Annotated in this window: 19 protein-coding genes; 6 read left to right on the top strand and 13 right to left on the bottom strand. The window is 46.5% G+C overall.

Annotation, left to right across the window (positions count from 1 at the left end; translation table 11 throughout):
• Positions 1-9 precede the first annotated feature (9 nt).
• Positions 10-606 carry an FMN-dependent NADH-azoreductase gene (locus tag A3773_RS03290; protein ID WP_067983063.1) on the bottom strand — a complete coding sequence of 199 codons (597 nt, stop codon included), beginning with the start codon at positions 604-606 and terminating at the stop codon, positions 10-12.
• Between the two features lie 164 nt (positions 607-770).
• Here A3773_RS03290 and A3773_RS03285 point away from each other — a divergent pair, with 164 nt between their 5' ends.
• Complete coding sequence (locus A3773_RS03285; RefSeq protein ID WP_067983061.1) at positions 771-1,658, top strand: LysR family transcriptional regulator; 888 nt, start codon at positions 771-773, stop codon at positions 1,656-1,658.
• Positions 1,659-1,775: 117 nt separating this feature from the next.
• Here the strand turns inward: A3773_RS03285 and A3773_RS03280 are convergent, their stop codons facing one another.
• From A3773_RS03280 to A3773_RS03255, 6 genes are all read right to left on the bottom strand, one after another.
• A complete protein-coding gene (locus A3773_RS03280) occupies positions 1,776-4,889 on the bottom strand; it encodes an efflux RND transporter permease subunit (RefSeq protein WP_067983059.1) in 3,114 nt (1,037 codons plus the stop codon).
• Entirely contained in the window at positions 4,886-6,373 is a 1,488-nt protein-coding gene (locus A3773_RS03275) for an efflux RND transporter periplasmic adaptor subunit (RefSeq protein WP_067983057.1), read from the bottom strand. Before A3773_RS03275 ends, A3773_RS03280 begins: the two co-directional genes overlap by 4 nt.
• On the bottom strand, positions 6,373-7,680 hold the full coding sequence (locus tag A3773_RS03270; protein ID WP_067983056.1) for a TolC family protein: 1,308 nt from the start codon (positions 7,678-7,680) through the stop codon (positions 6,373-6,375). Before A3773_RS03270 ends, A3773_RS03275 begins: the two co-directional genes overlap by 1 nt.
• 70 nt (positions 7,681-7,750) lie before the next feature.
• A complete protein-coding gene (locus A3773_RS03265) occupies positions 7,751-8,191 on the bottom strand; it encodes a hypothetical protein (protein ID WP_067983055.1) in 441 nt (146 codons plus the stop codon).
• Positions 8,192-8,273: 82 nt separating this feature from the next.
• Entirely contained in the window at positions 8,274-10,712 is a 2,439-nt protein-coding gene (locus tag A3773_RS03260; protein WP_067983054.1) for a putative bifunctional diguanylate cyclase/phosphodiesterase, read from the bottom strand.
• A 220-nt stretch (positions 10,713-10,932) separates the two neighbouring features.
• Entirely contained in the window at positions 10,933-11,766 is an 834-nt protein-coding gene (locus A3773_RS03255; RefSeq protein ID WP_067983053.1) for a helix-turn-helix domain-containing protein, read from the bottom strand.
• A 278-nt stretch (positions 11,767-12,044) separates the two neighbouring features.
• Between A3773_RS03255 and A3773_RS03250 the strand changes: the two genes are divergently transcribed.
• The 3 genes from A3773_RS03250 to A3773_RS03240 all read left to right on the top strand — a co-directional run bounded on the left by A3773_RS03250 (position 12,045) and on the right by A3773_RS03240 (position 17,254).
• Positions 12,045-13,694: a FecR domain-containing protein gene (locus A3773_RS03250; protein WP_067983052.1), complete on the top strand. Its 1,650-nt coding sequence runs from the start codon at positions 12,045-12,047 to the stop codon at positions 13,692-13,694.
• 14 nt (positions 13,695-13,708) lie between these two features.
• Complete coding sequence (locus A3773_RS03245; RefSeq protein WP_067983049.1) at positions 13,709-16,156, top strand: EAL domain-containing protein; 2,448 nt, start codon at positions 13,709-13,711, stop codon at positions 16,154-16,156.
• 84 nt (positions 16,157-16,240) lie between these two features.
• A complete protein-coding gene (locus A3773_RS03240; protein WP_067983046.1) occupies positions 16,241-17,254 on the top strand; it encodes a type I asparaginase in 1,014 nt (337 codons plus the stop codon).
• Positions 17,255-17,259: 5 nt separating this feature from the next.
• Here the strand turns inward: A3773_RS03240 and A3773_RS03235 are convergent, their stop codons facing one another.
• Complete coding sequence (locus A3773_RS03235) at positions 17,260-17,664, bottom strand: phnA protein (protein WP_067983044.1); 405 nt, start codon at positions 17,662-17,664, stop codon at positions 17,260-17,262.
• A gap of 487 nt (positions 17,665-18,151) precedes the next feature.
• On the opposite strand from A3773_RS03235, the gene purT reads away from it, so the two are divergent.
• Both purT and A3773_RS03225 read left to right on the top strand, forming a co-directional pair.
• Complete coding sequence (gene purT / locus A3773_RS03230; protein WP_067983042.1) at positions 18,152-19,333, top strand: formate-dependent phosphoribosylglycinamide formyltransferase; 1,182 nt, start codon at positions 18,152-18,154, stop codon at positions 19,331-19,333.
• Positions 19,334-19,452: 119 nt separating this feature from the next.
• A complete protein-coding gene (locus A3773_RS03225; protein WP_067983041.1) occupies positions 19,453-19,653 on the top strand; it encodes a transcriptional regulator in 201 nt (66 codons plus the stop codon).
• Here the strand turns inward: A3773_RS03225 and A3773_RS03220 are convergent.
• The 5 genes from A3773_RS03220 to A3773_RS03200 form a co-directional block, all read right to left on the bottom strand.
• Positions 19,650-20,588 carry a nucleoside recognition domain-containing protein gene (locus tag A3773_RS03220; protein WP_067983040.1) on the bottom strand — a complete coding sequence of 313 codons (939 nt, stop codon included), beginning with the start codon at positions 20,586-20,588 and terminating at the stop codon, positions 19,650-19,652. The two genes, A3773_RS03225 and A3773_RS03220, sit on opposite strands and share 4 nt — an antisense overlap.
• Before the next feature lie 102 nt (positions 20,589-20,690).
• Entirely contained in the window at positions 20,691-21,227 is a 537-nt protein-coding gene (locus A3773_RS03215; RefSeq protein WP_067983039.1) for a DUF3299 domain-containing protein, read from the bottom strand.
• Between the two features lie 13 nt (positions 21,228-21,240).
• The gene (locus tag A3773_RS03210; RefSeq protein ID WP_067983038.1) at positions 21,241-22,500 is read right to left on the bottom strand and encodes an ABC transporter permease; all 1,260 of its coding nucleotides are present in this window, start codon (positions 22,498-22,500) and stop codon (positions 21,241-21,243) included.
• Entirely contained in the window at positions 22,497-23,201 is a 705-nt protein-coding gene (locus A3773_RS03205; protein WP_067983037.1) for an ABC transporter ATP-binding protein, read from the bottom strand. Before A3773_RS03205 ends, A3773_RS03210 begins: the two co-directional genes overlap by 4 nt.
• A 26-nt stretch (positions 23,202-23,227) precedes the next feature.
• Positions 23,228-23,860 (bottom strand): ZrgA family zinc uptake protein, encoded by a 633-nt coding sequence (locus A3773_RS03200; protein ID WP_197462717.1) that lies wholly within the window; start codon positions 23,858-23,860, stop codon positions 23,228-23,230.
• Positions 23,861-23,899: the final 39 nt, after the last annotated feature.

The raw sequence follows: 23,899 nt of genomic DNA, 5'->3' as shown, positions 1-23,899 counted from the left end.
ACTGTATACTTAGTTAAGCGCGGCGACCTGCTGTTCCGCCTGAGCTAAAGATCCCACCGCAACCGCTCCCATATTCAGCCCTTCAGCAAAGATCACCTGCACGCTGGTTAGCCCAATAAAGCCCAAAAACTGCTTCACAAAAGGTATCTGAAAATCTATTCCACTCTCGTTGTAAAGACCGCCGCGTGTTGCAAACAGATAAACCGGTTTATCTTCAATCAAACCAACAGAGCCCTGATCGGTATACTTAAACGTGACCCCTGCACGCGCTAACAGGTCAAAATAAGCTTTCAGTTGGGTAGGGATCGAAAAGTTATACATAGGCACCCCGATGATGATCTTATCGGCGGCCTTAATTTCACGGATAAATTGATCTGAGCGATCAACTAAAGCTTGCTGCGCTTCAGAACGCTCAGCTTCAGGCGTCATCAATGCGCCAACAACAAAGCTATCTAAATGGGGTAGCTCTTCAGCAATAAGATCCCTAACCAGCACTCGCCCCTTAGGGTTAGCCTGCTTCCAATGCTCAATAAACGTAGCGGCAAGCTGACTTGATTTACCCTCGTCACCAAAAATACTGGATTTAATATGAAGTAATGTCGCCATGATCTGTTCCTTTTAATAATCGCGCCAAATGCGTCGGTTAAGTTGATAACTCCATTTTTATATTTATTTAACTGATAATAAATAGCTAAAATTAGCGCCATATGATCTAATTTTTAGATATATTATATTCCATACAAATAATTCAATGAGCGAAAGGAGCAACGATGCCTGCCGTTACCTTAGATCAGTGGCAAACCCTGATCGCCGTTGTCGATAAAGGCGGTTATGCTGCGGCCGCAGAGGTGCTGAATAAAAGCCAATCGACCGTCAGTTATGCCATACAAAAGCTAGAAAGCAGTTTAAATATCAGAGCCTTCTCAATAGACGGTCGAAGAGCAATCCTTACACCCGCAGGTAAAACCTTATATCAACGGGCCAAGGTTTTACTGGAAGAGGCAAATCAGTTGGAAACTCAAGCCCAGCAATTCTCAGAAGGTTGGGAGCCTGAGCTGCGTATCGCCATGGATACCTTATTTCCAGAATGGGTTATGTTGGATGTGATTGACCAATTTATACAAGCCCACCCACTCACTCGTATCGAATTAATGGAAACGGTTTTGAGTGGAACGGATGAAGCGCTTTTAAAAAAAGAAGCCGATATCGTCATCGGTGGTCGCATTCCACCAGGCTTCCTTGGCGACCCGATTTTACTCGTCAATTTTTGTGCCGTAGCTAGCCCTAACCATCCACTCCATCAACTCAACAGACCTTTAAACTATCAAGACCTCCGTTTACATAGACAACTGGTGGTAAAAGATTCTGGCAGTCGGGATTTAGATGCTGGCTGGCTCGGCGCACAACACCGCTTAACCTTAGGCCACTTACGCATATCAATCGACGCGGCCTGCAAAGGGTTAGGTTATGCTTGGTTTCCAACACTTAAAATACAACACGAGCTAGATCAGGGGCAGCTGAAGCCGTTAAATTTAGACGTGGGAGGTAAAAGAGATGTGCAACTGAATTTAATCTATTCTGCTGGCGACTATGCGGGGCCTGCCGCCAAATTATTCGGTAGCCTACTTACCACACATACAGCCAACATAGCCACCTAGAGGCGCTAAATCGTTGCCACGGGCTCTCGTATCCATCCCTTCACAAGGTAACCTCTAAATAAACAGTAGCGGTCTTCACATCCAGTGAATAACCGCTACCCCATGCTAGCGCTTAATTTACAGCTTATGTTGCCGCTTACGCCATAGATAATAGACAGCCGGTAATAACACTAAGGTAAGTATGACTGCGCTGACCATTCCCCCAATCATAGGGGCTGCAATGCGTTGCATAATTTCGGAACCCGCACCTTCGCCATACATAATAGGTAATAGACCGGCAACCACCGCCGCCACGGTCATCATTACTGGGCGAACACGCATTCCCGCCCCATTAACAATAGCCGTACGTAACGCACCTAAGGTTAAGTCCCCCCGCGCCTGTTTAAGCGTTCCCTCATAGGCTTGGTTTAGATAAACCAACATAATCACACCAATCTCAACCGAAACGCCCGCCAGTGCGATAAAGCCTACGCCAACAGCAACAGAGAAGTTAAATTCATTCAGGTATAACATCCAAATACCGCCAATCAAGGCCAAAGGCAGCGTCCCCATAATAATGGCAACCTCAGCGACTCGACGGAAACTAAGGTAGAGAAGTAGCACAATAATCGCCAAGGTAAGCGGCACTACATAACTTAAACGTTCTTTCGCACGAATTAAATATTCATACTGACCAGACCAATGAATCGCGTAACCTGGCGGTAAGTTAACCTTATCAGCAACCACCTTTTGCGCATCGCTGACATAACTCCCTAAATCTCGCCCTTCTATGTCCACATAGGTCCAGCCATTAGGACGCGCGTTCTCACTCTTAATACCTGGAGGGCCATCCTCAATAAAGATATGAGCCACATCCGCTAAGGCGATACGCGCACCTTTGTCTGTGATTAATGGCAGTAATTTTAATGATTCAATGGAGTTGCGATAATCCTGCGAATAACGCACATTAATTGGGTAGCGTTCAAGCCCCTCAACGGTTTGCCCAACGTTCCGTCCCCCAACGGCACTCATTACAACGGCTTGTACATCCGCAATATTAAGTCCATAACGGGCCGCTTTCTCACGCTGGATATCCACTTTGATATAACGTCCACCCGCAACGCGTTCAGAGTACACCGATGTGGTCCCCTCAACATCGGCAAGCACCCGCTCTAACTGCACACCAATCCCTTGAATAACCTTAAGATCAGGTCCTGATACTTTAAGCCCTACGGGGGTTTTAATACCCGTTGCCAACATATCAATGCGGGTTTTAATCGGCATGACCCAAGCATTAGTTAAACCCGGTAATTTAACTAATGCATCCAACTCTTTAGTCAGTTTTTGCAGTGTCATCCCCTGTCGCCACTGAGCGCGTGGTTTCAGCGTAATAAAGGTTTCGATCATCGTTAAGGGCGCGGGATCCGTGGCTGTTTCAGCCCGCCCAACTTTACCAAAGACCCGTTCAACCTCTGGCACCGTCGCAATAAGTTTATCGGTCTGCTGAAGCAACTCCCGTGCTTTCCCTATCGAGATACCTGGATAGGTTGTCGGCATATACATCAAATCACCTTCATCTAAAGGTGGAATAAATTCACTGCCAATTTTGTCGAGCGGCCAGAACCCCACAACCATCACCAACCCAGCAGAAAGCACAGTAACTTTAGGCCACGTCAGCACTGTACGGATCACAGGCAGGTAGGTCGCCAGTAGCAGACGATTAATGGGGTTCTTATGCTCAGGTAAAACCTTGCCCCGTATGCAGTACCCCATGAGCACTGGAATTAATGTCACCGCTAGGCCTGCAGCCGCCGCCATTGCGTAGGTTTTTGTATACGCCAAAGGCGAAAACATACGCCCCTCTTGCGCCTCTAAGGTAAAAACGGGTAAGAAGCTCATCGTGATAATCAGGAGGCTAAAAAAGAGCGCTGGCCCGACCTCAGTAGAGGCTTCACCAATCACTCGCCAACGATTCTCATCCGTCAACGGTGTCCGTTCAATATGCTTATGCACGTTCTCGATCATCACAATGGCCCCATCAACCATTGCGCCTATCGCGATAGCTATCCCGCCCAATGACATAATGTTGGCGTTGATACCTTGATAAAACATCACGATAAAGGCCACTAAAATACCGATCGGTAAGCTAATAATCACAACCAGTGAGGAGCGAAAATGGAAAAGAAACAGCGCGCATACCACAATAACAACGATGAACTCTTCTATTAACTTCTCAAACAAATTGTCAACTGCACGCTCAATTAAGCCGGAACGGTCATAGACCGTCACAACCTCAACCCCTTCTGGGAGACTGCGTTTAAGGACCTCTAGTTTCGCTTTAACCCCCGCAATTGTGGCTTGTGCATTTTCACCAAAACGCATAACCACAACAGCACCGACGGTTTCCCCCTCACCATTTAACTCTGCTACACCACGGCGCATCTGAGGGCCGATCTCCACATCGGCGACATCATTTAGCAGTATAGGAGTGCCCTGAAGCGTTGCCCCCAAAGGTATGGTTTTAATCGCCTCAATTCCATCAAGGTAACCACTTGCGCGCACCATATATTCTGCTTCAGCCATCTCAATAACGGATGCACCGCTCTCCTGATTAGCCCGCTGAATCGCACGACTAATATGGGAAAGCGGAATATTAAACGCACGTAGTTTATTAGGGTCGACCTTCACCTGATATTGCTTAACCATTCCGCCAATTGGCGCAACCTCTGACACGCCTGGGACGGTTTGTAGCTCATACTTTAAGAACCAATCCTGCAAACTTCGTAGCTGGGCTAAATCATGCTGCCCCGTGCGATCAACCAATGCATAAAGATAAACCCACCCAACGCCCGTTGCATCCGGTCCAAGTTGAGGCTTAGCACGCTCCGGCAGTGTCGGCGCCACTTGACTCAAATACTCTAAAACGCGGCTTCGTGCCCAGTAAAGGTCGGTATCTTCATCAAAAATCACATAAACATAAGAATCACCAAAAAATGAAAAACCCCTCACCGTTTTAGCCCCGGGCACGGATAACATGGCCGTTGTCAGCGGATAGGTCACTTGATCTTCCACCACTTGTGGTGCTTGACCGGGATAATTAGTTTTAATAATAACCTGTACATCAGACAGGTCCGGAATCGCATCAATGGGGGTATTTTTAACCGCAAAAGCCCCCCAACCTATAACAACTAAGGTCGCTAACAAGACAAAAAGTCGGTTCTGAATAGACCAATAGATCAGGGCCTTAATCATAAGCCACCTCCCACACTACTGCGGGGGGCTTTAGGGCGCGGTAAAATAAAATCAACTATCTGCAACTCCGCCATACGCCCCCCATTCAGCTGCACCTGAAGCAGATCCCCTGCGGCTAAACGGCTAATATCCAGCCCATCCATAACGGGGACCTCCATGGTCATGGCCGGTTGCGTCCATTCGCGTATCGCCTGATGTGCAAGCGTCGCCATACGCGTCTGTTGATCGATATGTTTAATCTCAGCCATCACCCATACATCGTCAACCTGTCCCATTGAAGAGGGCGTCATGCGTAGAAAATCAGAACTAAGACTCGACTCTGAATCCAAAAGGAACTGCGCAGATGTTACAACCCGATCTTCAGGGTACAGGCCCGCTAAAATCGCAATGCGATCAGAGAAACGCCCACCAGTTGTCACCGCTACGGCCTTATAGCGTCCCTCACCTAACGCAACGACAACGCGCTCCTGTTCACCCGTCACGATGACCGACGCCGCTGGAACACTCAATAAAGGGGCCGTAGGACGGGACAAAATCGTAACACTCGCAAACATATCGGGTTTTAACAGCAATTCAGGGTTATCAAATCGTAAGCGCACTTGAAGCGTACGCGTTTTGTTATCAAGCACTGGATAGATATAATCCACCCTGCCGGTCCATGTTTTGCCCGGCAGGTAATCCAGTTTCATTTCAACGGAATCACCTTCATCGAGCTGATGGGCTTGCCTTTCAAACACCTCGGCAATCACCCACACTTGGTCCAACGGCCCGATGCTCATCAACTTCATGCCCGGTTTGACAAACATACCTTTACGTAGATTAAGCTCACCCACATAACCCGATTGGTCGGCATATACAGGCACCTGTTCACGTACCTTCTTTGAGGTTTTCAGCTGGTCAATAAAGCGCTGCGCCACACCCAGTGCTTTTAATTTTTGCTCACTGGCGGCGACTAAAAAGCGATTATTACGTTTACTGGCAGCCACAAACTCCTCTTGGGCATTGACCAGTTCTGGTGAATAGATCGCGTAGAGTAAAGATCCCTTCTCTACATATTCACCCGGTGCATTAACCGCAACAGATTTAATCCAACCCGATATACGTGGGTGCAGATCGATAACTTGATCTTGATTAAATGCCACATAACCCACCGTGTGAATCTGCGCCTGCAAAGGGCTAAACAAGACTGCTTCCGTTTTAACCCCTAAGTTATTCACCACTTCTGAGCGGATAGTAACTGTACCTGGCGCATCATCTCCCCCAAGGTCATCCGCATAAACAGGGACTAACGCCATCCCCATAGGGGATAACCCAGGTTTGTCTCGTTGATAGTTAGCATCCATAGGGGCAACCCAATAGAGCGGCTTCTCTTCAGCACTGCTCTCCGACATAGCCTCGGGCGCAAGCGGCAGTGTACCTGCGATAAAAAAACCGGCGGCCAAGCCAATCAATAAAGTGAATGGGACTAGAATAGACGTCTTCATTATTTCAACTCCAATGGACGGGATGACTGACGTTGTAATTCAGGATCAATACCTGCCAATAGATAATTCAGGCGTAACAAGGTCGCCGCCCGCTCATGGGTTAATGCTATTTTTTGCAGCTTAATTTCCAACTCACTCAAGGCCGCTGCCGAAACATCATTAAAACGCGCCGTTGAGGCCCCATAAGCTTGTAGGGCCGCACTGCGCTTCTCTTTTAGTTGACGTAATAACCCACGGTCATAGATCGATAAGCGCTGCTCTAAACCCGCTAAATTTGCCAACTCAAAACCAAATGTCGTCTTGATTTGACGCGCTTTTAGAAAACGTTGCTCTTTTACCGCTTCACGCTGACCTATGGCCGCATTTCTCGTCGCGTCTTGTCTTTTTTCCGGAAAGATAGGCAGATCAAACGTCAGCGCCATACTAAAGAAATCAGCCCGATCCATACCGTTGGGCATATCATCGCGATACCCATAACCCGCATCCACTTTAAAGCTTGGTTTATAAGCTTCGTCCGCCAGATCTACCGCTTTCTGCTGTATCTCTACCCGTTGTTCAAATTGCTGCAATAAAGGATGCTTCAATAACACCTTATCAACCTGAACCTCATTTTTTAGCTGCTGCGGGGTCAACAAGATTGGTATCTCCGGTAGTTCAGTCGGTAACGCATCAAGCTCATCCGGCACCGTTAACCATTCCAATAATTGATGGCGGGTTTGATTTTTCAGCTGCTCCAATTTGGCAAGGCGGTCGTGGAGCTGCGTCATTTTCAATACAGCATCCAACAATTCATACCGTTGTAGGTTTCCACTTCGATAATGCGCTTGGCTGATTGCCACCAGCTCTTGGAACAAAGACTGGTTAGCCTTGAGTAGCTGAGTCTGTGCTTGATGTTGATGCAATAGCACCCATAATTGCCCCACCTTCTGTTTGATCAATGCTCGGCGCTCATGCCGTTCCAGTGGTTTTTGATCCGCCATTAAACTCAACTGTCGCTGCTTAATCTCTAAACTATCGCCACGGGAAAACTGCTGAGATATACCCAATTGCAACTGGGTCATATTCTCTTGATTAAAATCAAAACTATCCGTGGGTAGGTTAGCTAAAGCGACACGTACTTTAGGATCAGGTAGTTGGCCACTCGCAATGGCATCTGAGCGAATTGCATGCTCTTGATAACGGTTGCTATCGATCCAACGATCGTGACTGATAGCGTTTGATATCGCCTCATCAAGGCTTAAACTAGCATAGGCCGGCGTAATTAAGGTGGCACATAACACCACGATAAATATAGGAAGAATAGGCATAAATCTGTCTCAATAAAAATGAAAACAACACCCTCAACGGGGCGTATGAATGATCAAAATGAGACGGGATTTAATTTAGAAAAACAGCCTTTTGGAGATGGAGCCGAGGAAAACCACATTGGTAAAACTGCTGCAAAGCAAAAGCAAACCTAAAGGATGCACCCTGTCGCAAGCCGGACATGAGGGTAAATAGCAGTGAGACAAACGCAATGGCGTACAGAAAGAAAAAACTCGATAAGGGCTGTGCATCCGTAGCGGGATCCGCAACAGGATTAACACTCCAGTCACAACCCACCTCTCCGTTAGCACAGTGTTCACTGACAATGTCAGCGTTAAGTGTATGCTGGCTATGGTCCATACCTTGGGCCATAACATGAGAGCCTGAGGCATCGGATAGGGTTGAACCCAATAAATTAGTACAAACACCTACTGAACAATAGACGATAAAAAACAGCAGACTCAAGGCTGCTATTGTACGGCTACGTTTTGTTAGGTTATTTGAATAATTCATTACATACCACGTTTACAGGTAAGCTAACTCTAACTGAGTTTTACTACCTAATCTATAGATTCCAGAGCGCAGACAAAGTTCCCTATAATCCCTTAGACAGATAATCGCCCTGTAACTGCTTAGGTTCTTGCGGGCGTTCAATATAAAAACCTTGGAACATATGACACCCAATTTCATGGGCAATAGCCAGCTGTTCTTTTGTTTCGACCCCTTCTGCAATCACTTTTAAATCATAGGCCTGAGCGATAGAGGCAACCGCCTCCACAATCGAGCGACTGTTATTTTTCGCACCCAGTTCCTGTATAAACGAGCGATCGATCTTAACGATATTGATAGGTAAGTCTTTCAAGTACCCAAGGGAGGAATAACCCGTACCAAAATCATCCAACGCGATAATCACACCTAATTCACGAATACTCTGTAAGCGAGACTTAGCAAACTCAATATTCTCGACCGCAACAGTTTCGGTAATTTCTAAACAGATATCGGTGAGCTCCGCCCCCCCATCAAGAATCGCTTGTTGCAGTGTATGGATCATATCCGCTTGATAAAACTGTAGTGGGCTTATATTAATCGATAAATACCAACCGTCCTGCCAAAAACCTGCCGTTTTCCACTCAGCAATTTGATGACTGCACTTAGCTAACAACCAGTTACTGACCGGCACAATCATCCCACTCACTTCTAGGCTAGGGATAAACTCGACAGGCAGCAACAAGCCTTTCTCCGGATGTTGCCAACGAATCAGCGCCTCAAAACCAACCACAGCCCCCGTAACGTTAACCAACGGTTGGTAGTGAATACGGAACTCCTCTTGCGCCAACGCACGGTGAAGTTCATTTTCCATGTTTTGCTGTTTTTCAACCGCCATAGACATAGAGCGATGATAAAACGCATATCCATTGCGGCCATTTTCTTTCGCATGATACATAGCGGTATCAGCAAAACGCATCAAGTCATCAATGCTCTGTCCAACAATGGGGAATATCACGACCCCGATACTGGCACCAATTCTTAATTGATGCTGTTTGATCTCAATAGGCTGCGACAAGGTTTCCAACAACTTATCGCAAATCAACTCCACATCGCGCTTGACGCGCTCTTCACTGTTATAAAAAAAGTCGAGCAAAACCACAAACTCATCACCCCCCAAACGCGCAACCGTATCGTTAGAGCGCACTTGACTGATTAAGATTTTCGCCACTTTTTTAAGGAGCAGGTCACCAACACCATGCCCGAGTGAATCATTGATCGTTTTAAAGTGATCCAAGTCTATAAACAAAAGCGCGTTATACGCACTCTTGCGCTTACAACTTAGAAGGGATTGAGATAATCGATCATTAAGTAATGTCCGATTAGGTAAGCCGGTAAGGCTATCGTGGTTAGCAATATGGCTTATATGATCTTGGGCAATTTTTTGCTGTGTAATATCGGTCGCAACAACCAATGTTGCCGGTTCAGAAAAGTATTCAAAGGGCGCGGCTTGAATGGAAAAGTATAACTGCTCCCCGTCCGGACGTGACCATAGCAACTCATTCACATCCAGAGGCTCAGCGCTGCGCTCCACACTATGGCGAATAAGGTCTAACTGCTCAACTTCATCGCTATGGCGATGGAACATAGAGACACTACTGCCCACAATCGATGGAATCGTTACATCATAAAATTCTGCAACCTGATGGTTACAAAAAAGAATATGCCCTTTTTGATTAAGGGCCACAATCAGCTGGGGCACCTGGTTAATCAATTGATTTAATAACTGCTCACTTTGCGTCATCGCGAGGTGGTGTTGCTTATTCTCGCTCAACAGTTTTTGCACCGTCAGAATAAAGTCATTCCCGACTTTACTCAGCTGACCCAGCTCAGTGTCTTGATGCTGTTCAGGGACATGAAGGTATTTGCCTTCACTCTTCTCCAAATTGAGTTCAGCAAACTGCTTCGCCAGCAACGCAAGGGGTTTAGTGACAACGGTATAAAAGAGGAAAACTAAACATATCGCTAAAAGAACATTACGCACCACGCCAGAAATAAAAATAGTTAACGCGCGATCAAAAAAGGGCTGCAACGCATGATCTTGGTCAACCACGACTAACAACCGTCCGGGGCCTATTTTTGCAAATTCGGGTGCTTGTAAGTCTAACGTGTACTCTTTGTGTTTAACCGCTATCGCTTCTGTGAGCCACTTTGTTTTAGAGGCGACAACCGCGGCTTCCTGTTCCGCAAGAACGCCGCCTAACTCATCTTTAATTTGAACTTTGTGGATAAAGGGGTACTGCATCAGCCCATAAACCACCTCTTGGGCCAACGCTTGGTCTAAGGTATGGACCGCACGTGTAGCTGGCGGTTTACTCGCATCGAGAATATCCACAATGGTTTGATCAAGGTGGCTACCCTGTTCTTGGTAGTCTTCAAAGACTTGAATCGAGCTTAAAATAAAGCCGATAGCAAAAGCGAGCAACACTGTGTATTGCGCGAGCTTTATTGCTAACTTATTTTTTACATGTGGGCTGTTATGAATCAAAGAGATTACGCATCCTTCTTACTGTTAAATGGATCTATATCAGTCAAGCCCCGTTAGTGCTCAATAAGCCCCCATACGCGTTCAATACTAAATAAACCGTACACGCCTAAAAGTCGACCTAGGTTTCCCCTCTACTTACATATCATATCAGCCTAGCTGGTCGTAGACGTTTTGCCTTACATTGATCAATTAATATACGTTTATATTACAACGAGATCGATTAAGTTTCGATATTGTATTTCAGCAACATTCTCGGTAGCGTTTCATCAAGATTCAATACATCCTCGTCATTTAATTCGATTAAATTCACCCCCATGCTGATAAACTTTTCTTTCTTTTTCATTTTGGCTGATACCGTACCTTGGCTATTTTCCTTACCCCAATATTCAATATATAGCTGATGCTGAGGCAGATAGAAGTCAGCGGTTAATTTCTCGTCACAAGGTAAAGGTCGACCATAGGCATGTAAAAGCCCTGATAAGTAGAGCCAATTATCGATGTGGCGTTCCGCTTCACAACACACCTGGTGCCCATCACAACACAAAAAACGGGCCACATCATCGCCCCCTTTTTCTAAACCGACCACCCTATCGATTAACACTGCATTATCTACCAGCCCATCTGGCCACATAACATAGGGAACACCCGTTGCCGAGTTTTCCCGTTGCGAACCACCAACCGCTTCACCTAACGCGGTTAACAACCATCCTTTACGGCCAGGCGTCATCCAACCTATTTCTTGTAAAATCAATTCAGCACGACGACGGGATAACGAAAACGCTTTACCTATATCCGCTGATGAAAGAAGGTGAGCATCGGCGCTCACTAAAGCGTTGTGCCTAACCGTATCGCTAGGCCAAATAATGTAACGCCCAAATTTATGACTTTCACGATAGCGTCCCCCTTCAAACTCACCTTTAGGTGTTAAGACCCAACTATCCTTGTCACGTTTAATCCAGCTAAGGGATTCAAGTTCCGCAAACATCTGCTTCGTGCTTTTTGCCAATGCTTTTGCAAGGGCGGATGTTGAAAGTGGCGTAGATTTATCAGACATTTAACGCAATTCCTAACGGGTTATACTCCCCAGAATAATAAAACTTTATGTAGAGTAAAAGTGATTAATCACGCCACCCAGTAAAGAATTTCTATTCACAACAGACACATTTCCCCCAATACACCTTAATGAATACTTAACACACTAAAGCATCTATCCTCGAAAGCTGATATAACAGAGAAAAGACAGAGGAAATACCCTATTTCTTGCCTTGTAGACGGCAGTGGCGAAATTCCTCAACTAAGATTAATAGTGGACGTAATCTCAGAGGACATCACATGGATGCAAAAACGGTCAGTTTTTATAAAAAAATCACATTTTTATGTTTGTTCACTTTACTAGGGCACGTGCCATCTGCTGTCGCGCAAGAATGGATTTATAGTGTCGTTAAAGGGGACACCTTATCTGAGTTCAGTGAAAAACACCTCTATAAAACGTCGTATTGGAAACAGCTGCAAAAAATCAACAATATTGCAGACCCAAAGCGTATTCCCGAAAATACAAAACTACGCATTCCTATCCAATGGATCAAATCCCAACCAGCGTCTGCTGAAGTGATCAACGTTGAAGGGGATGTCATCGCACATGCAAAAGACAGCCAATCCCCACAAAAAGTCAGCACCGGCCAACAGCTTAACTTAGGGGACCACTTAGAAACCTATTCACAAAGCAGTGTTCTTATTCGCTTTGCCGATGGGAGTGAGATTTTGGTCTTACAAAACTCAAAAATTGATTTCAACCACATGACACAATATGGCGAGACAGGCATGGTTGATTCAAGGATTCGTTTGCTATCAGGTGATATCGAAAGCCACGCAAAAACCCAAAAAGGCAACGCTGCACGTTTTGAAATTCACACCCCTGCCGCTATATCAGCGGTCCGTGGAACGCACTTCCGTACCTCCTACACCGCACAAGACACCCAAGCCCATGTTGAAGTATTAGAGGGAGGGGTGGCCGTAAAAGGTGCTAAAACGACCCGTTTAGTCCGAGCAGGCTACGGTACTCAAGTTGTTAAAAATAAAGCGCCACTGACGCCTAAAAAACTCTTACCCGCGCCGGAGCTTTTAGCCTACCCGACGCCCATCGAAACCATTGGTTCACAAATTCGTTGGAAAAACACAGCAGGTGCCACCAGCTACCGTTTCATGATTGCAGGGTCGAGTGCGTTTAGTACGGTTTTATGGGATAGCGATAGCGCCAGAAACGCAATCAGCCTGCCGGATTTACCTGATGATACCTACTCGATACAACTCCGTGCCGTTGATAAATATGGTATTGAAGGCTTAGTTCGCGAACAAACGATTACACTTAACGCCCATCCTCAACCCCCTTTCCCCGTCGCCCCTAACAATGATGCGACGATCCGTGGTGATGCCCCTGTACTTGAGTGGACCCAATCAAACGAAGCGGTAAGCTACCGATTGCAGGTAGCGTCCGATACCCAATTTACCAACATAGTGGTTGACCGCTCCGCCTTATCAAACCACCGCTATACGGCCACAGAGCTCACCCCAACCCATACCTATTACTGGCGGGTTGCAAGTATCTCAAATAGCGGAGAGCAGGGGCCTTTCGGTACGTCACGCAACGTAAACGTAAAGCCCGTTCCTGCAACCCCCGTCACGTCACTCGAACAGAATGAGCGTGAAATAAAATTATCATGGGCGGTAGGTCTACCCGATGAGTCCTACCAGATACAGATCGCCAGCGACTCCGCCTTTACATCGATTATTACCGATACAACGGCGACTGAACCCGAGATCACCCTTGAACGCCCCGAGGGCTATAGATATGTACGTGTCCGCTCATTAGCTGAAGATGGCTTTGCCGGTGCATGGGGAGCGACTCAAGAGTTAACGCCACCCCCTAATGAGAATTGGCCTTATATATTCGGTACTTTTGTAGCCACTATATTATTGTTGTGAAGTAAGCTCCTGTTATGAATCAACGCCGTATCCAGCAATTTATTCTTATAGGCTTTGCCCTGTTATTGCTGGTGCTCGGCTTTAACAGTGCGATCCTTAAACGGATTGACCTGATCATTTATGACACAACCCTAAGCGTTTCCACTCACCCCGCTCCAGACGAGATCGTCATCATTGCGATTGATGAAAAAAGCATCGATCAATTAGGGCGCTGGCCTTGGTCTCGGCGCCTTCACGCACAACTACTCGACAAGCTCACCGCAGCGCAAACGAAAGCGGTGGGATTTGACATTTTATTCTCCGAACCAGAAACCCTTGAATCCGATACCTTGCTCGCTCAAGCGATCGCTAACCATGGGAAGGTTTTCCTTGCGGTCGCACCGGAAAAATCAACCAACACAGAGATTATCGAACTGCTCCCCACACCACTCATCGCAGAATATAGCGCGGGGTTTGCCCATGTAGATACTGAGCTAGATATAGATGGTATCTGTCGTCGTATCTACCTTTACGCCGGACTCGGTGATGCCCACTGGCCCGCACTCGGGCTTGCCCTTAAGCAAGGGAGCGAAGAGACAACCTCAACCTTCGCGCCACCATTCCATAGTGAGGGCGAGACAGGCTGGGTACGCGATACTCAATTATTAATTCCATTTTATGGTCCTCCAGGCCATTTTACCCATTATTCATACGTTGATGTATTGAACGGCAACGTGGGTGCAAAGCAATTAAAGGACAAAATAATATTAATCGGCGCAACGGCAACAGGCATGGGCGATGCGGTCAGTACCCCCGTATCTGGGCACCACCAGCGAATGCCTGGGGTTGAGCTCAATGCAAACATTGCTGCCGCCCTACTGGAAACAGGTTTTGTAAGTGAAGCGCACCCTTGGCAGCAACACCTACTGACCTTGCTTTTAACCTTATTACTACTGCCGATCAGCCATTTCCTGCCCAAACGCTGCTTCCCGCTGAGCTTACCCATAATGTTAGCCAGCGCGTTACTCTTATCATTTATCCTCTTTCGTGAAGCAATGCTCTGGTTCCCCCCTAGCAACGCCATGTTTGCACTCGTACTCCTATTCTCGCTGATTAGCTGGCGCCGCTATTTTGATACCCAACGCACCTTAATCCAGCTCAATAAGGATGCGTATCAACAGCTCAACTTTGATCCGATCACCCACCTACCAAACAAAACCTTATTTAAAGATCAATTAGAGGCCGCCCTCGCTGAAACCCCCGATACATATAATGTGTCGTTATTGATTATCCAGTTAGGGGGGATCAAAGAAGTTAACAACCGGTTGGGGCTTAACGCAGGCGATGAAATACTTGCCATGGCCGCCCAGCAGATACAGCGAGCGGTAGAGCACGCCTTTATCGTAGCTCGCCTTAGCGGAATAGAGTTTGCTGTGATTATGTCCCAACAGCCCTCTCCAGAAGAAACCGCCCGTATCGGCCGCCGTTTAATTCACTTATTACAGCTACCTTGTGAACTCAAAGGGGATCAATTTTTCTTTAAGCCCTCTATCGGGGTGAGCACATATCCACAGGATGGCGACAATGCGGATATGTTAATAAGCAATGCCTACGCCGCGATGCATAAAGCAAAATCTAACAATAAGCGTGGGCTGTATTACTATTCGTTACACTTGAAACAGGAGATATTTGACGAGTCCTCCCTCACCCGTGACCTTCACCTCGCCCTTAATCAAAACCAGCTGGAAGTCTATTACCAGCCCCAAGTGCTCAGTGGTACAGGGGAGATCGTCGGCTTAGAAGCCTTACTTCGCTGGAAACACCCTGAAAGAGGCTTTATCTCTCCCGCCACGTTTATACCTATTGCAGAAAAAACCGGTTTGATTCTGTCTATCGGGGACTGGGTTCTAGAAACCGCTTGCCGCCAAATCGGCGAGTGGAATAAAGACCGTCAAAACAAGATACGTATAGCCGTCAATATCTCGGCTATTCAATTTTATGATAATTTTATCGTCGAACGTATCAAGCAGGTGTTGGCTGGAACCGCACTACCGGCTGAACTATTGGAGCTAGAGCTCACCGAATCCGCACTGATGGATGATTTTGATACCACGGTCCAAACATTACATGAACTCAAAGGCATTGGTATTAATATCGCGGTCGATGACTTTGGTACCGGGTACTCATCCCTTAGCTACCTGAAACAATTTCCGTTAGACCGAATAAAGATCGATCAGAGCTTTGTCCGAGACCTTGACCAAAGTATGGAAAGCGCTGAAATAACGCAAGCGATTATAACCATGGCCCACAGCCTTAATCTTCAAGTTATCGCCGAAGGCGTAGAAACCCAGCATCAACGGGCGTTTCTTATTATGCAAAACTGCGAAGAGCTACAAGGCTTTTACTTCAGCAAGCCGCTTCCGCAGGATCAGGCCGCTCAGCTGCTCCAGCATAATTTAAAATCGCACCCTCAGGTCACGTAGAAACCAATCAGTAAAAGCAATTAACAACTTCCCTTCTATCAGGGTTCCACGTATATATAATCCCAATCAACACGGGAGCGTCATATGAATACCAAAATTCTGATTATATACACCGGTGGCACCATCGGTATGGAAGCATCAGACAAGGGCTATGTGCCTATATCCGGATTTGAATCGCTCATCCGAGATCGCCTCGCACATTCTCATCATGCGCTACTACCCGATTTCGATATGCTAGAGCTCTCACCTTTAATTGATAGTGCTAACCTAACCCCCAGCCATTGGCACGACATGGCTGATATTGTTATTAAGCACTATGACGATTATGACGGCTTTATCATTCTCCATGGTACAGACACTATGGCCTACAGCGCCTCCATGTTGTCGTTCATTCTGCAGGGGCTAACAAAGCCTGTCATTTTCACAGGCTCCCAAATTCCGTTATCCCAGTTACGCAACGACGCCTTAGATAACCTAATTACCACCATGCTGCTAGCAACCGATAGCGCCATCAATGAGGTCTGTCTTTACTTTAGTGGACGGTTATTAAGAGGTAATCGAGCCAGCAAGGTAAAAGCAACGGGCTTAGATGCGTTTAATAGCCCTAACTTTCCTTGGCTTGGGCAGGTGGGCCTTAATATTGAGCTTCACTCCAACCTATTTTTACCCCAAAAAGCGCAACAGTTTGTAAACCCAAGTTTTAAGAAAAACGCTGTCGCTATACTGCCTATATACCCAGGCATGAATGGCAAACATGCAGAGCTACTCAGTTCAGACCCTGACTGTAAAGCCATTATCCTACGCAGTTACGGCGTGGGGAATTTGCCTGACCAAAACACCGCACTGATAGAGGCAATTGCAGCGGCGGCGCAGCAAGGCATCGTTTTTGTTAACAGTAGTCAGTGTTTGCAGGCGGAAGTATTGCAGGGGCAATATGCGTGTAGCTCAGTCTTAAATGACATTGGCGTTATACCCGGTGCAGAGATGACAGTAGAGGCGGTTTTCTGCAAACTGCATTTTCTAGTGGCCACCGTCTCCAGTACAACAGCCATACGAGATGCGTTTCCACACCCCTTAGCGGGCGAGATCAACGACTAAGCACGCTACGGCAGTGTTATCTGTGCCTGCCAACGCAGCTCGTCATCGGTTAAATAAACCTGCTCGAAAAGCGCAAGCGCCCAAGGCTCCTCCTCGGCCACTTGCTGCAACATCGCAATGGCTAACATTTTCACCACGGGGACATCACTCCAGATGGCGTGGTTTAAACAACGCCAATGGTTGTTATCCCGCCGTTTGGGTCGCTCGATCTGATCTAAGCACAGATCACACAACATCAAGCAATCATTAAGGTCCGGCAATTTAGGCGCTGGGGGAACCTCATAGATATGCAGCGCCACTCGGTGGGCATCACATAATTCACAATGGGCACCACTACGCCGTACCAGATCCTTGCCAAAAATTGATAATCCTGAGGTCCGTTCCTGATGATGCGCATGACTCCTAGACATAACGCCTTCCTCCCATATCTATCATAGGAATAGCACATTCTCACGGGGATAAAAGGAATATCAGCTAATTAAGACTAATAGATAAAAACAGCCTAGCCAGAATTAACAAGGGGGCGACACCGTGAACGGTGCGCCCCCTCCTGCCGGATGGATACTCCGACTAATCGGCCTTTTTCAGGCAAAAAGTAAACAATGTGACGAGGAACATCGATGAAGTCGATATGCGCTGACAGTGCTATCTGCAACGGTGCTTATCACCTTCTTAATTGATTATTCACTGTGCAAATATCGGCCTTCACAATACAGCTCAGCCTTTGCTATTCAGACACAATCCTAACAAAACAACAAAGGCCCATGTTCCCATCGGCTGCCTCACTGTAAAGAGAAGCAACCTAGATAATTATAGCTGACAGTTTCCATTCTGCTGGTGATTGTCACAATTTGCACCGTATAATACTTGAAATTTTTTCACGCTGAGGATTAGATAATGCTACAGATAGGGACACCTCTTTCACCATCAGCAACGCGAGTATTAATGTGTGGTGGCGGAGAGCTTGGTAAAGAAGTCGTCATTGAGCTACAGCGTTTAGGTGCAGAGGTCATTGTTGTCGATCGCTATGAAAATGCACCGGGTATGCACGTTGCCCATAGAAGCCATGTCATCTCAATGCTCGATGGTGATGCCCTACGTAAGGTTATCGAATTAGAAAAACCACATCTGATTGTGCCTGAAATAGAAGCCATTGCCACTGACACGCTGGTTGAGCTTGAGAAGGAAGGCTTTAATGTTATTCCTACCGCACGCGCAACTCAATTAACCATGAACCGCGAAGGCATTCGCCGCTTAGCCGCTGAAGAACTCAATATCCCAACATCTAATTACCGTTTCGCTACCACCCATGATGAATATATCGCAGCAGTTGACGCAATCGGCCTGCCCTGTGTTGTGAAACCCGTTATGAGCTCTTCCGGTAAAGGGCAAAGCACACTTAAATCAGCGGAACAGGTTGAAAGTGCTTGGCATTATGCTCAAGAAGGTGGACGCGCGGGGAAAGGCAAAGTCATTGTAGAAGGCTTTGTCGACTTTGATTATGAGATCACATTACTTACCGTTCGTCACGATAGTAATACCAGCTTCTGCGAGCCGATTGGTCACGTACAAGTCAATGGTGATTACAGACAATCATGGCAGCCTCAGGCCATGAGCCCTATCGCACTAGAAAAGTCTCGTGATATTGCCAGTAAGGTAACAGCGGCATTAGGCGGACATGGGATCTTTGGTGTAGAGCTGTTCATTAAAGGTGATGATGTTTACTTTAGTGAAGTTTCACCTCGCCCCCATGATACAGGCATGGTTACGATGATCTCCCAAGATCTTTCTGAGTTCGCTCTACATGCCCGTGCTATTTTGGGTCTCCCTATTCCCAATATCCATTTTCATGGCCCTTCCGCCTCCAGCGTTATTCTTGTTGAAGGGGAATCAAGTCAAGCGCGCTTTGGAAATTTGCAGCAGGTGCTTGCAGAACCTAATACTCAGCTCAGACTCTTCGGTAAGCCTGAAGTGGTTGGCCAGCGTCGCATGGGCGTTGTATTGGCTCGGGATGAAACAGTACAAGCCGCTAAAGAGAAAGCCATTCGTGGCTCGACATCGGTTAACGTAGCCCTATAGCTTTGCCAAACAGCGCACGGATTAAAATAAATGCCGTGCGTTGTTGCTCGCTAGGGAACCTTTAGGCCATATGAGTTACTAAGAGTAACCGCATAAACATTTTAAACCGGAGTGACCCAATGGCTGAACCTAAATGCCCTGAATGTTCAATCTCAGGTGTTGAGCATATTATTTCAAAAGACAGTGAAGAGAGAGGCCGTGATAAGCATCCGTGGTTTCAAGTGGCCTATTGTGATGGCTGCGGACACATTTACGGCGTATTTGCTAAGCATACAATTACGGCCAGCACAAAAGGCCCACAGCTAGTGCTGAATCGTTAAAAGATTAGCAGATGTAGCACGCCCCTTAAGGTCATACCAAACAAGCCACCATAGACCGCATAGCGAATCACTTGGCTGATGCGCTTACCTGCCGCCGCAAAAATGGCGATACCCGCTACATCCAATGGGTTAGTGGCAAACCCTGCCATACGATTCAGTTCATTCACGCTGATCAGCCCATCATTCATCAGGTCGATCGTAATCCCCATAAAGGCGGTTCCGCCGGCAATAAACTTAGTCACTATAGGTAAAACAGTCGCTTCGGGTAAGCCGATCACCGCCAACATAGGTGCAAGTAGTGAACTTAACAGGCTAATTACGCCTGTCGCTTCAAACACGTTCACTAAGAATATAGCTAAAATCAGCATAGGTAACATACTGAAAACGATCTTCATCCCCTCTTGACCACCATCCCCCAAGATCTGAATAACAGTTTTCTTCTCTTCCTCAGGCGCAGTCGACTTTACAATCGTTTCATCGGTATCCGGATCCGTTAAATTACGCGTCAGTACATAATAGGTAAATGCAGCGGCCGCTAAGCCACCAATCACCGATGTAATCAAAATAACGCCAATATTAAGCCCAACAGCACTGAGCGGGAACGTTGCATTAGCTTGAGACATAGCGAGTACCATCGCTAACGTAGCAGCGATATAACGGCGGGATGTACCGTTTCTATCCATCAAGGCTAACGTGGCGATAGGGCCGGCAAAGCTAACGAATAGCAACTTAATCATGGCGAAAATGCCAAGCCCGGGGATGCCAAAGATGCGCGCAAACGGTGCCAGTAGGTTTGAAAGCCAACTCAAGACACCTTTGGCGTCAAGCAGCTTCATAAATGCGGACATCACCACCATTATCGGCAACAGGATATATAACCCCATATCCAATCCGGTGCGTCCGGAATCGAGGATAACTGCGATGATTTCTTCCACAATAAATAACCTAGGCTAAAAATAAGAGGGAGATTCTACCCATAGCCCTGAAGTGACACCAGTCATTTATAGTCTAAAGGCAAAGGCTAGATGATAACCCAATCACAGATCATAAGGCTCAATTTGAAACGCTTCCATCCGATAACCAGAGGTTGCAAGGTCATTCACCACTGTTTGCGTCTCTAAACGACCACTAATCCACACCGCATCGTACAAGTTCTCAATCCGCGTACCCGGTTCAAAATGCACATAGATAATCTGATTAGAGGGCGGTGGCGGCACATGGATACACGCACCAAAATAAGGGACTAAGAAAAATTCAGTGACGTTAGTGCCCTCCGATTCAACCGGCACGACATAACCTGGAATTTTAATCATTTGCCCATCAAAGTCAGGTACTGTCGGTGCTGATTGCATGGCAGCCATCATCTCGTCCAGCAACTGCTGGGCTTTAGGATCAAAATCATCAATAGAAGCCAGCTGATCTGAATTTTCGAAGAGTGCATCCATTGAAAAATCAGCAGGCATCAACTGTTCCCACTCTACATTTTTAACAGGTTCACCGTTAATGACCTCTTCTGCACTCACAACACTCGGTGCAACTATCAGCCATAGGGCAAGAACAATATTTTTATACATTCCACATCTCTTGTTATAACTTGATCGACATACCATCTGCTAAAGAGTATCTATAAGCACGGTAACCCGGCACAAGACCCGCTAAAGCACCCGCAGCAACCACCATAGCAATTAACTGCCACTGCCATAAGTTTAAGCTTTGTATCACTAAACGTACCCCAAATTGATCCTGTATTAACGTCCCAGCATACAACATAACGAGATAAAGTACGCCAACACCCAGCGCCACACTCAACACAGTTACCAGCAATGATTCCAATATCAATAAGGTCAATATATGTATAGGCCGCGCACCCACAGAGCGCAATATAGCCATCTCTCGACGACGCTCATGTAAGCTACTTAATAGCAAAGCCAACAACCCCAGCACCCCTGACACAACCACAAGCGCAGAGATAGCAAACAGTGTTTTTTCAACAAATGAAAACATACCCCATAATTCCTGCAGCGCTAAACCGGGTAAAATCGCCATAAGGGGTTCGTTGCGATATTGATTAATTTTACGCTGAAGATGAAACGTAGACAGCCGTGAATTAAGCCCCAACATAAATGCAGTAATCTGCTTAGGCTCAAGGTCCATATTAAGAACTTGCTCCGGTGTCACTTTAGATCCCGGCAACTGTACGCCCGACTTCCAATCCACATGAATCGCTTCGATCGCCGCCAATGAGACAATAAGCGTCTTATCAACTGGCGTACCTGTCGCTTGTAAAATGCCGACAACCTTAAAAGGTTTATCATCATGCTTCATCAAGCTCGCATTACCCATACCATGGGCGATAACCACAGAGCTGCCTAAGCGATACCCTAACTGTTTGGCGACCTCTGAACCAATCACTACATCAAACAAGCCATCAAAAGCTTGTCCTTGAGAAAAAGAGAGTCGCTGTTTAGCACCGTAACGATAATGCTGAAAATAGGCTGAAGAGGTCCCTAATACCCTAAAGCCCCGATGTGAATCGCCCAAAGAGAGCGGAATACTCCATTTAACACTCGCGTCTTGGCTTATCGCCTCGTAGCTTTTCCACCTGATATTATTCGTTGCATTACCAATATGGAAAACCGAATACAGAAGTAAGTTTATCTGTCCGCTGCGCGCCCCCACGATAAGATCAGTAGAGGATACGGTTGATGAAAAGCCCTCTTTTGCTTGCTGCCTTATAATATCTACACCCAATAACAAAACGACACTCATACTGATAGACAGCAGCATCATCAGGAGTGTGCCCTTTCTGTTTAAAAAGCTTTTCCACGCTAAATGTAACAATGTCATAAGCTGTACCCCCCATTAGCAGAAGGCATTAGCTGCGCTCGTTGAGAAAAATGGTGCTCTAATGAGCTATCGTGACTAACAAAAATCAATGTAGAACCTGACAACTCGCATTGAGATAACAATAAAGCCAGAAACTGATCACGCAATTCTGTATCAAGCGCGGAGGTAGGCTCATCAGCAATAATTATTTCAGGAGCCCCTAAAATCGCTCTTGCGGCACTCACCCGTTGTTGTTGTCCAACAGACAGCGCTGCAACATCTTTCTGATACAGAGAGGCCTCAGCTAAACCTAACCGTGCAAGCAGCGCCTCGGCCCCCTGCTCGACAGAACCAAACTCCTCGATTGCTCGCGCTCTACGCTTAGCCGAAAAACGACAGGGGAGACAGACATTGTCCAATAAGCTTAAAAAAGGCAATAAGTTAAACTGCTGAAAAATAAAGCCGATATGGTCCGCTCTGAATCTATCCAACTGCGACGCCCGCATCGTTGAATAATCATGTTCGAGCACCCTAATCCCCCCAGTCTCCGGTAGCAGCACACCCCCCAACATATTGAGGAGTGTGCTTTTGCCGCTACCTGAAGGTCCTTTTATAAAAACCTTTTCGCCGCAATAGAGTTCAAACTTAGGAATGCTTAAACAAGGGGTATGATCCCCCCAGTTAAAAACAAGGTCATCGATCGTTACGGCTACTTTTTTCATTTTAAAAATAAAGACCTAGCACATGATTAAAATTTGAAATGGTTAGAAGACGGCGTTAGCTCAAACTGCTGAGCACCCTTATCTGTAATCAGGTTAACATGAAGCTTTTCGACCCTGTTAAATGCGTCAAATAAGCCAACGTTCATATCAGTCAACGCATCAGGATTACTGCATGTAAAACGGTACGTGACTGTAATATCGGCATGACCTTCATGATCCTCGTGTCCATCATGATCGTCGTGTCCGTCATGATCGTCGTGCCCGTCATGATCGTCGTGCCCGTCATGGTCGTCATGGTCGTCGTGTCCATCATGGTCATCGTGTCCATCATGGTCATCGTGCCCGTCATGATCGTCGTGCCCTAAAACCACCTCAACATTGTCACTCAGACAGTGCGCCGAGGCAGAAAGTTTCAATATATTATTCGCATTTTTAAGGATTTCTAAGGCATTAGCTTGTGTCGCTTTATCTTCCGCCGATCTTGCTTCGTATTCAAAGCCCACAATATTTGCCATGGGCGACCGAAGTACGGCTTCAATCTCCCCTCCCTCTTTTGCAACCTCCAAAACCGCCGCACCATGGACATGCGCGTCTAGTGCAAGAGAGTAAGGGCTAACCAAACACGCAGCAATAGCGCTACTAATAGAAAGAGAACGCATATTTAAAGACATCATAACCTCAGCAATAAATGATATAAT

The sequence above is a fragment of the Neptuniibacter pectenicola genome (genome assembly GCF_001597735.1).
GTDB classification, from domain to species: domain Bacteria; phylum Pseudomonadota; class Gammaproteobacteria; order Pseudomonadales; family Balneatricaceae; genus Neptuniibacter; species Neptuniibacter pectenicola.
Note: the sequence above shows the minus strand (reverse complement) of the source record. Positions and strands in the feature narration are given on the sequence as shown.

What these genes read in the sequence shown, in the direction of transcription:
- A3773_RS03290 (WP_067983063.1), bottom strand. Translation starts at nt 606, where the DNA reads ATGGCGACATTACTTCATATTAAATCCAGTATTTTTGGTGACGAGGGT.
- A3773_RS03285 (WP_067983061.1), top strand. Translation starts at nt 771, where the DNA reads ATGCCTGCCGTTACCTTAGATCAGTGGCAAACCCTGATCGCCGTTGTC.
- A3773_RS03280 (WP_067983059.1), bottom strand. Translation starts at nt 4,889, where the DNA reads ATGATTAAGGCCCTGATCTATTGGTCTATTCAGAACCGACTTTTTGTC.
- A3773_RS03275 (WP_067983057.1), bottom strand. Translation starts at nt 6,373, where the DNA reads ATGAAGACGTCTATTCTAGTCCCATTCACTTTATTGATTGGCTTGGCC.
- A3773_RS03270 (WP_067983056.1), bottom strand. Translation starts at nt 7,680, where the DNA reads ATGCCTATTCTTCCTATATTTATCGTGGTGTTATGTGCCACCTTAATT.
- A3773_RS03265 (WP_067983055.1), bottom strand. Translation starts at nt 8,191, where the DNA reads ATGAATTATTCAAATAACCTAACAAAACGTAGCCGTACAATAGCAGCC.
- A3773_RS03255 (WP_067983053.1), bottom strand. Translation starts at nt 11,766, where the DNA reads ATGTCTGATAAATCTACGCCACTTTCAACATCCGCCCTTGCAAAAGCA.
- A3773_RS03250 (WP_067983052.1), top strand. Translation starts at nt 12,045, where the DNA reads ATGGATGCAAAAACGGTCAGTTTTTATAAAAAAATCACATTTTTATGT.
- A3773_RS03245 (WP_067983049.1), top strand. Translation starts at nt 13,709, where the DNA reads ATGAATCAACGCCGTATCCAGCAATTTATTCTTATAGGCTTTGCCCTG.
- A3773_RS03240 (WP_067983046.1), top strand. Translation starts at nt 16,241, where the DNA reads ATGAATACCAAAATTCTGATTATATACACCGGTGGCACCATCGGTATG.
- A3773_RS03235 (WP_067983044.1), bottom strand. Translation starts at nt 17,664, where the DNA reads ATGTCTAGGAGTCATGCGCATCATCAGGAACGGACCTCAGGATTATCA.
- purT (WP_067983042.1), top strand. Translation starts at nt 18,152, where the DNA reads ATGCTACAGATAGGGACACCTCTTTCACCATCAGCAACGCGAGTATTA.
- A3773_RS03225 (WP_067983041.1), top strand. Translation starts at nt 19,453, where the DNA reads ATGGCTGAACCTAAATGCCCTGAATGTTCAATCTCAGGTGTTGAGCAT.
- A3773_RS03215 (WP_067983039.1), bottom strand. Translation starts at nt 21,227, where the DNA reads ATGTATAAAAATATTGTTCTTGCCCTATGGCTGATAGTTGCACCGAGT.
- A3773_RS03210 (WP_067983038.1), bottom strand. Translation starts at nt 22,500, where the DNA reads ATGACATTGTTACATTTAGCGTGGAAAAGCTTTTTAAACAGAAAGGGC.
- A3773_RS03205 (WP_067983037.1), bottom strand. Translation starts at nt 23,201, where the DNA reads ATGAAAAAAGTAGCCGTAACGATCGATGACCTTGTTTTTAACTGGGGG.
- A3773_RS03200 (WP_197462717.1), bottom strand. Translation starts at nt 23,860, where the DNA reads ATGCGTTCTCTTTCTATTAGTAGCGCTATTGCTGCGTGTTTGGTTAGC.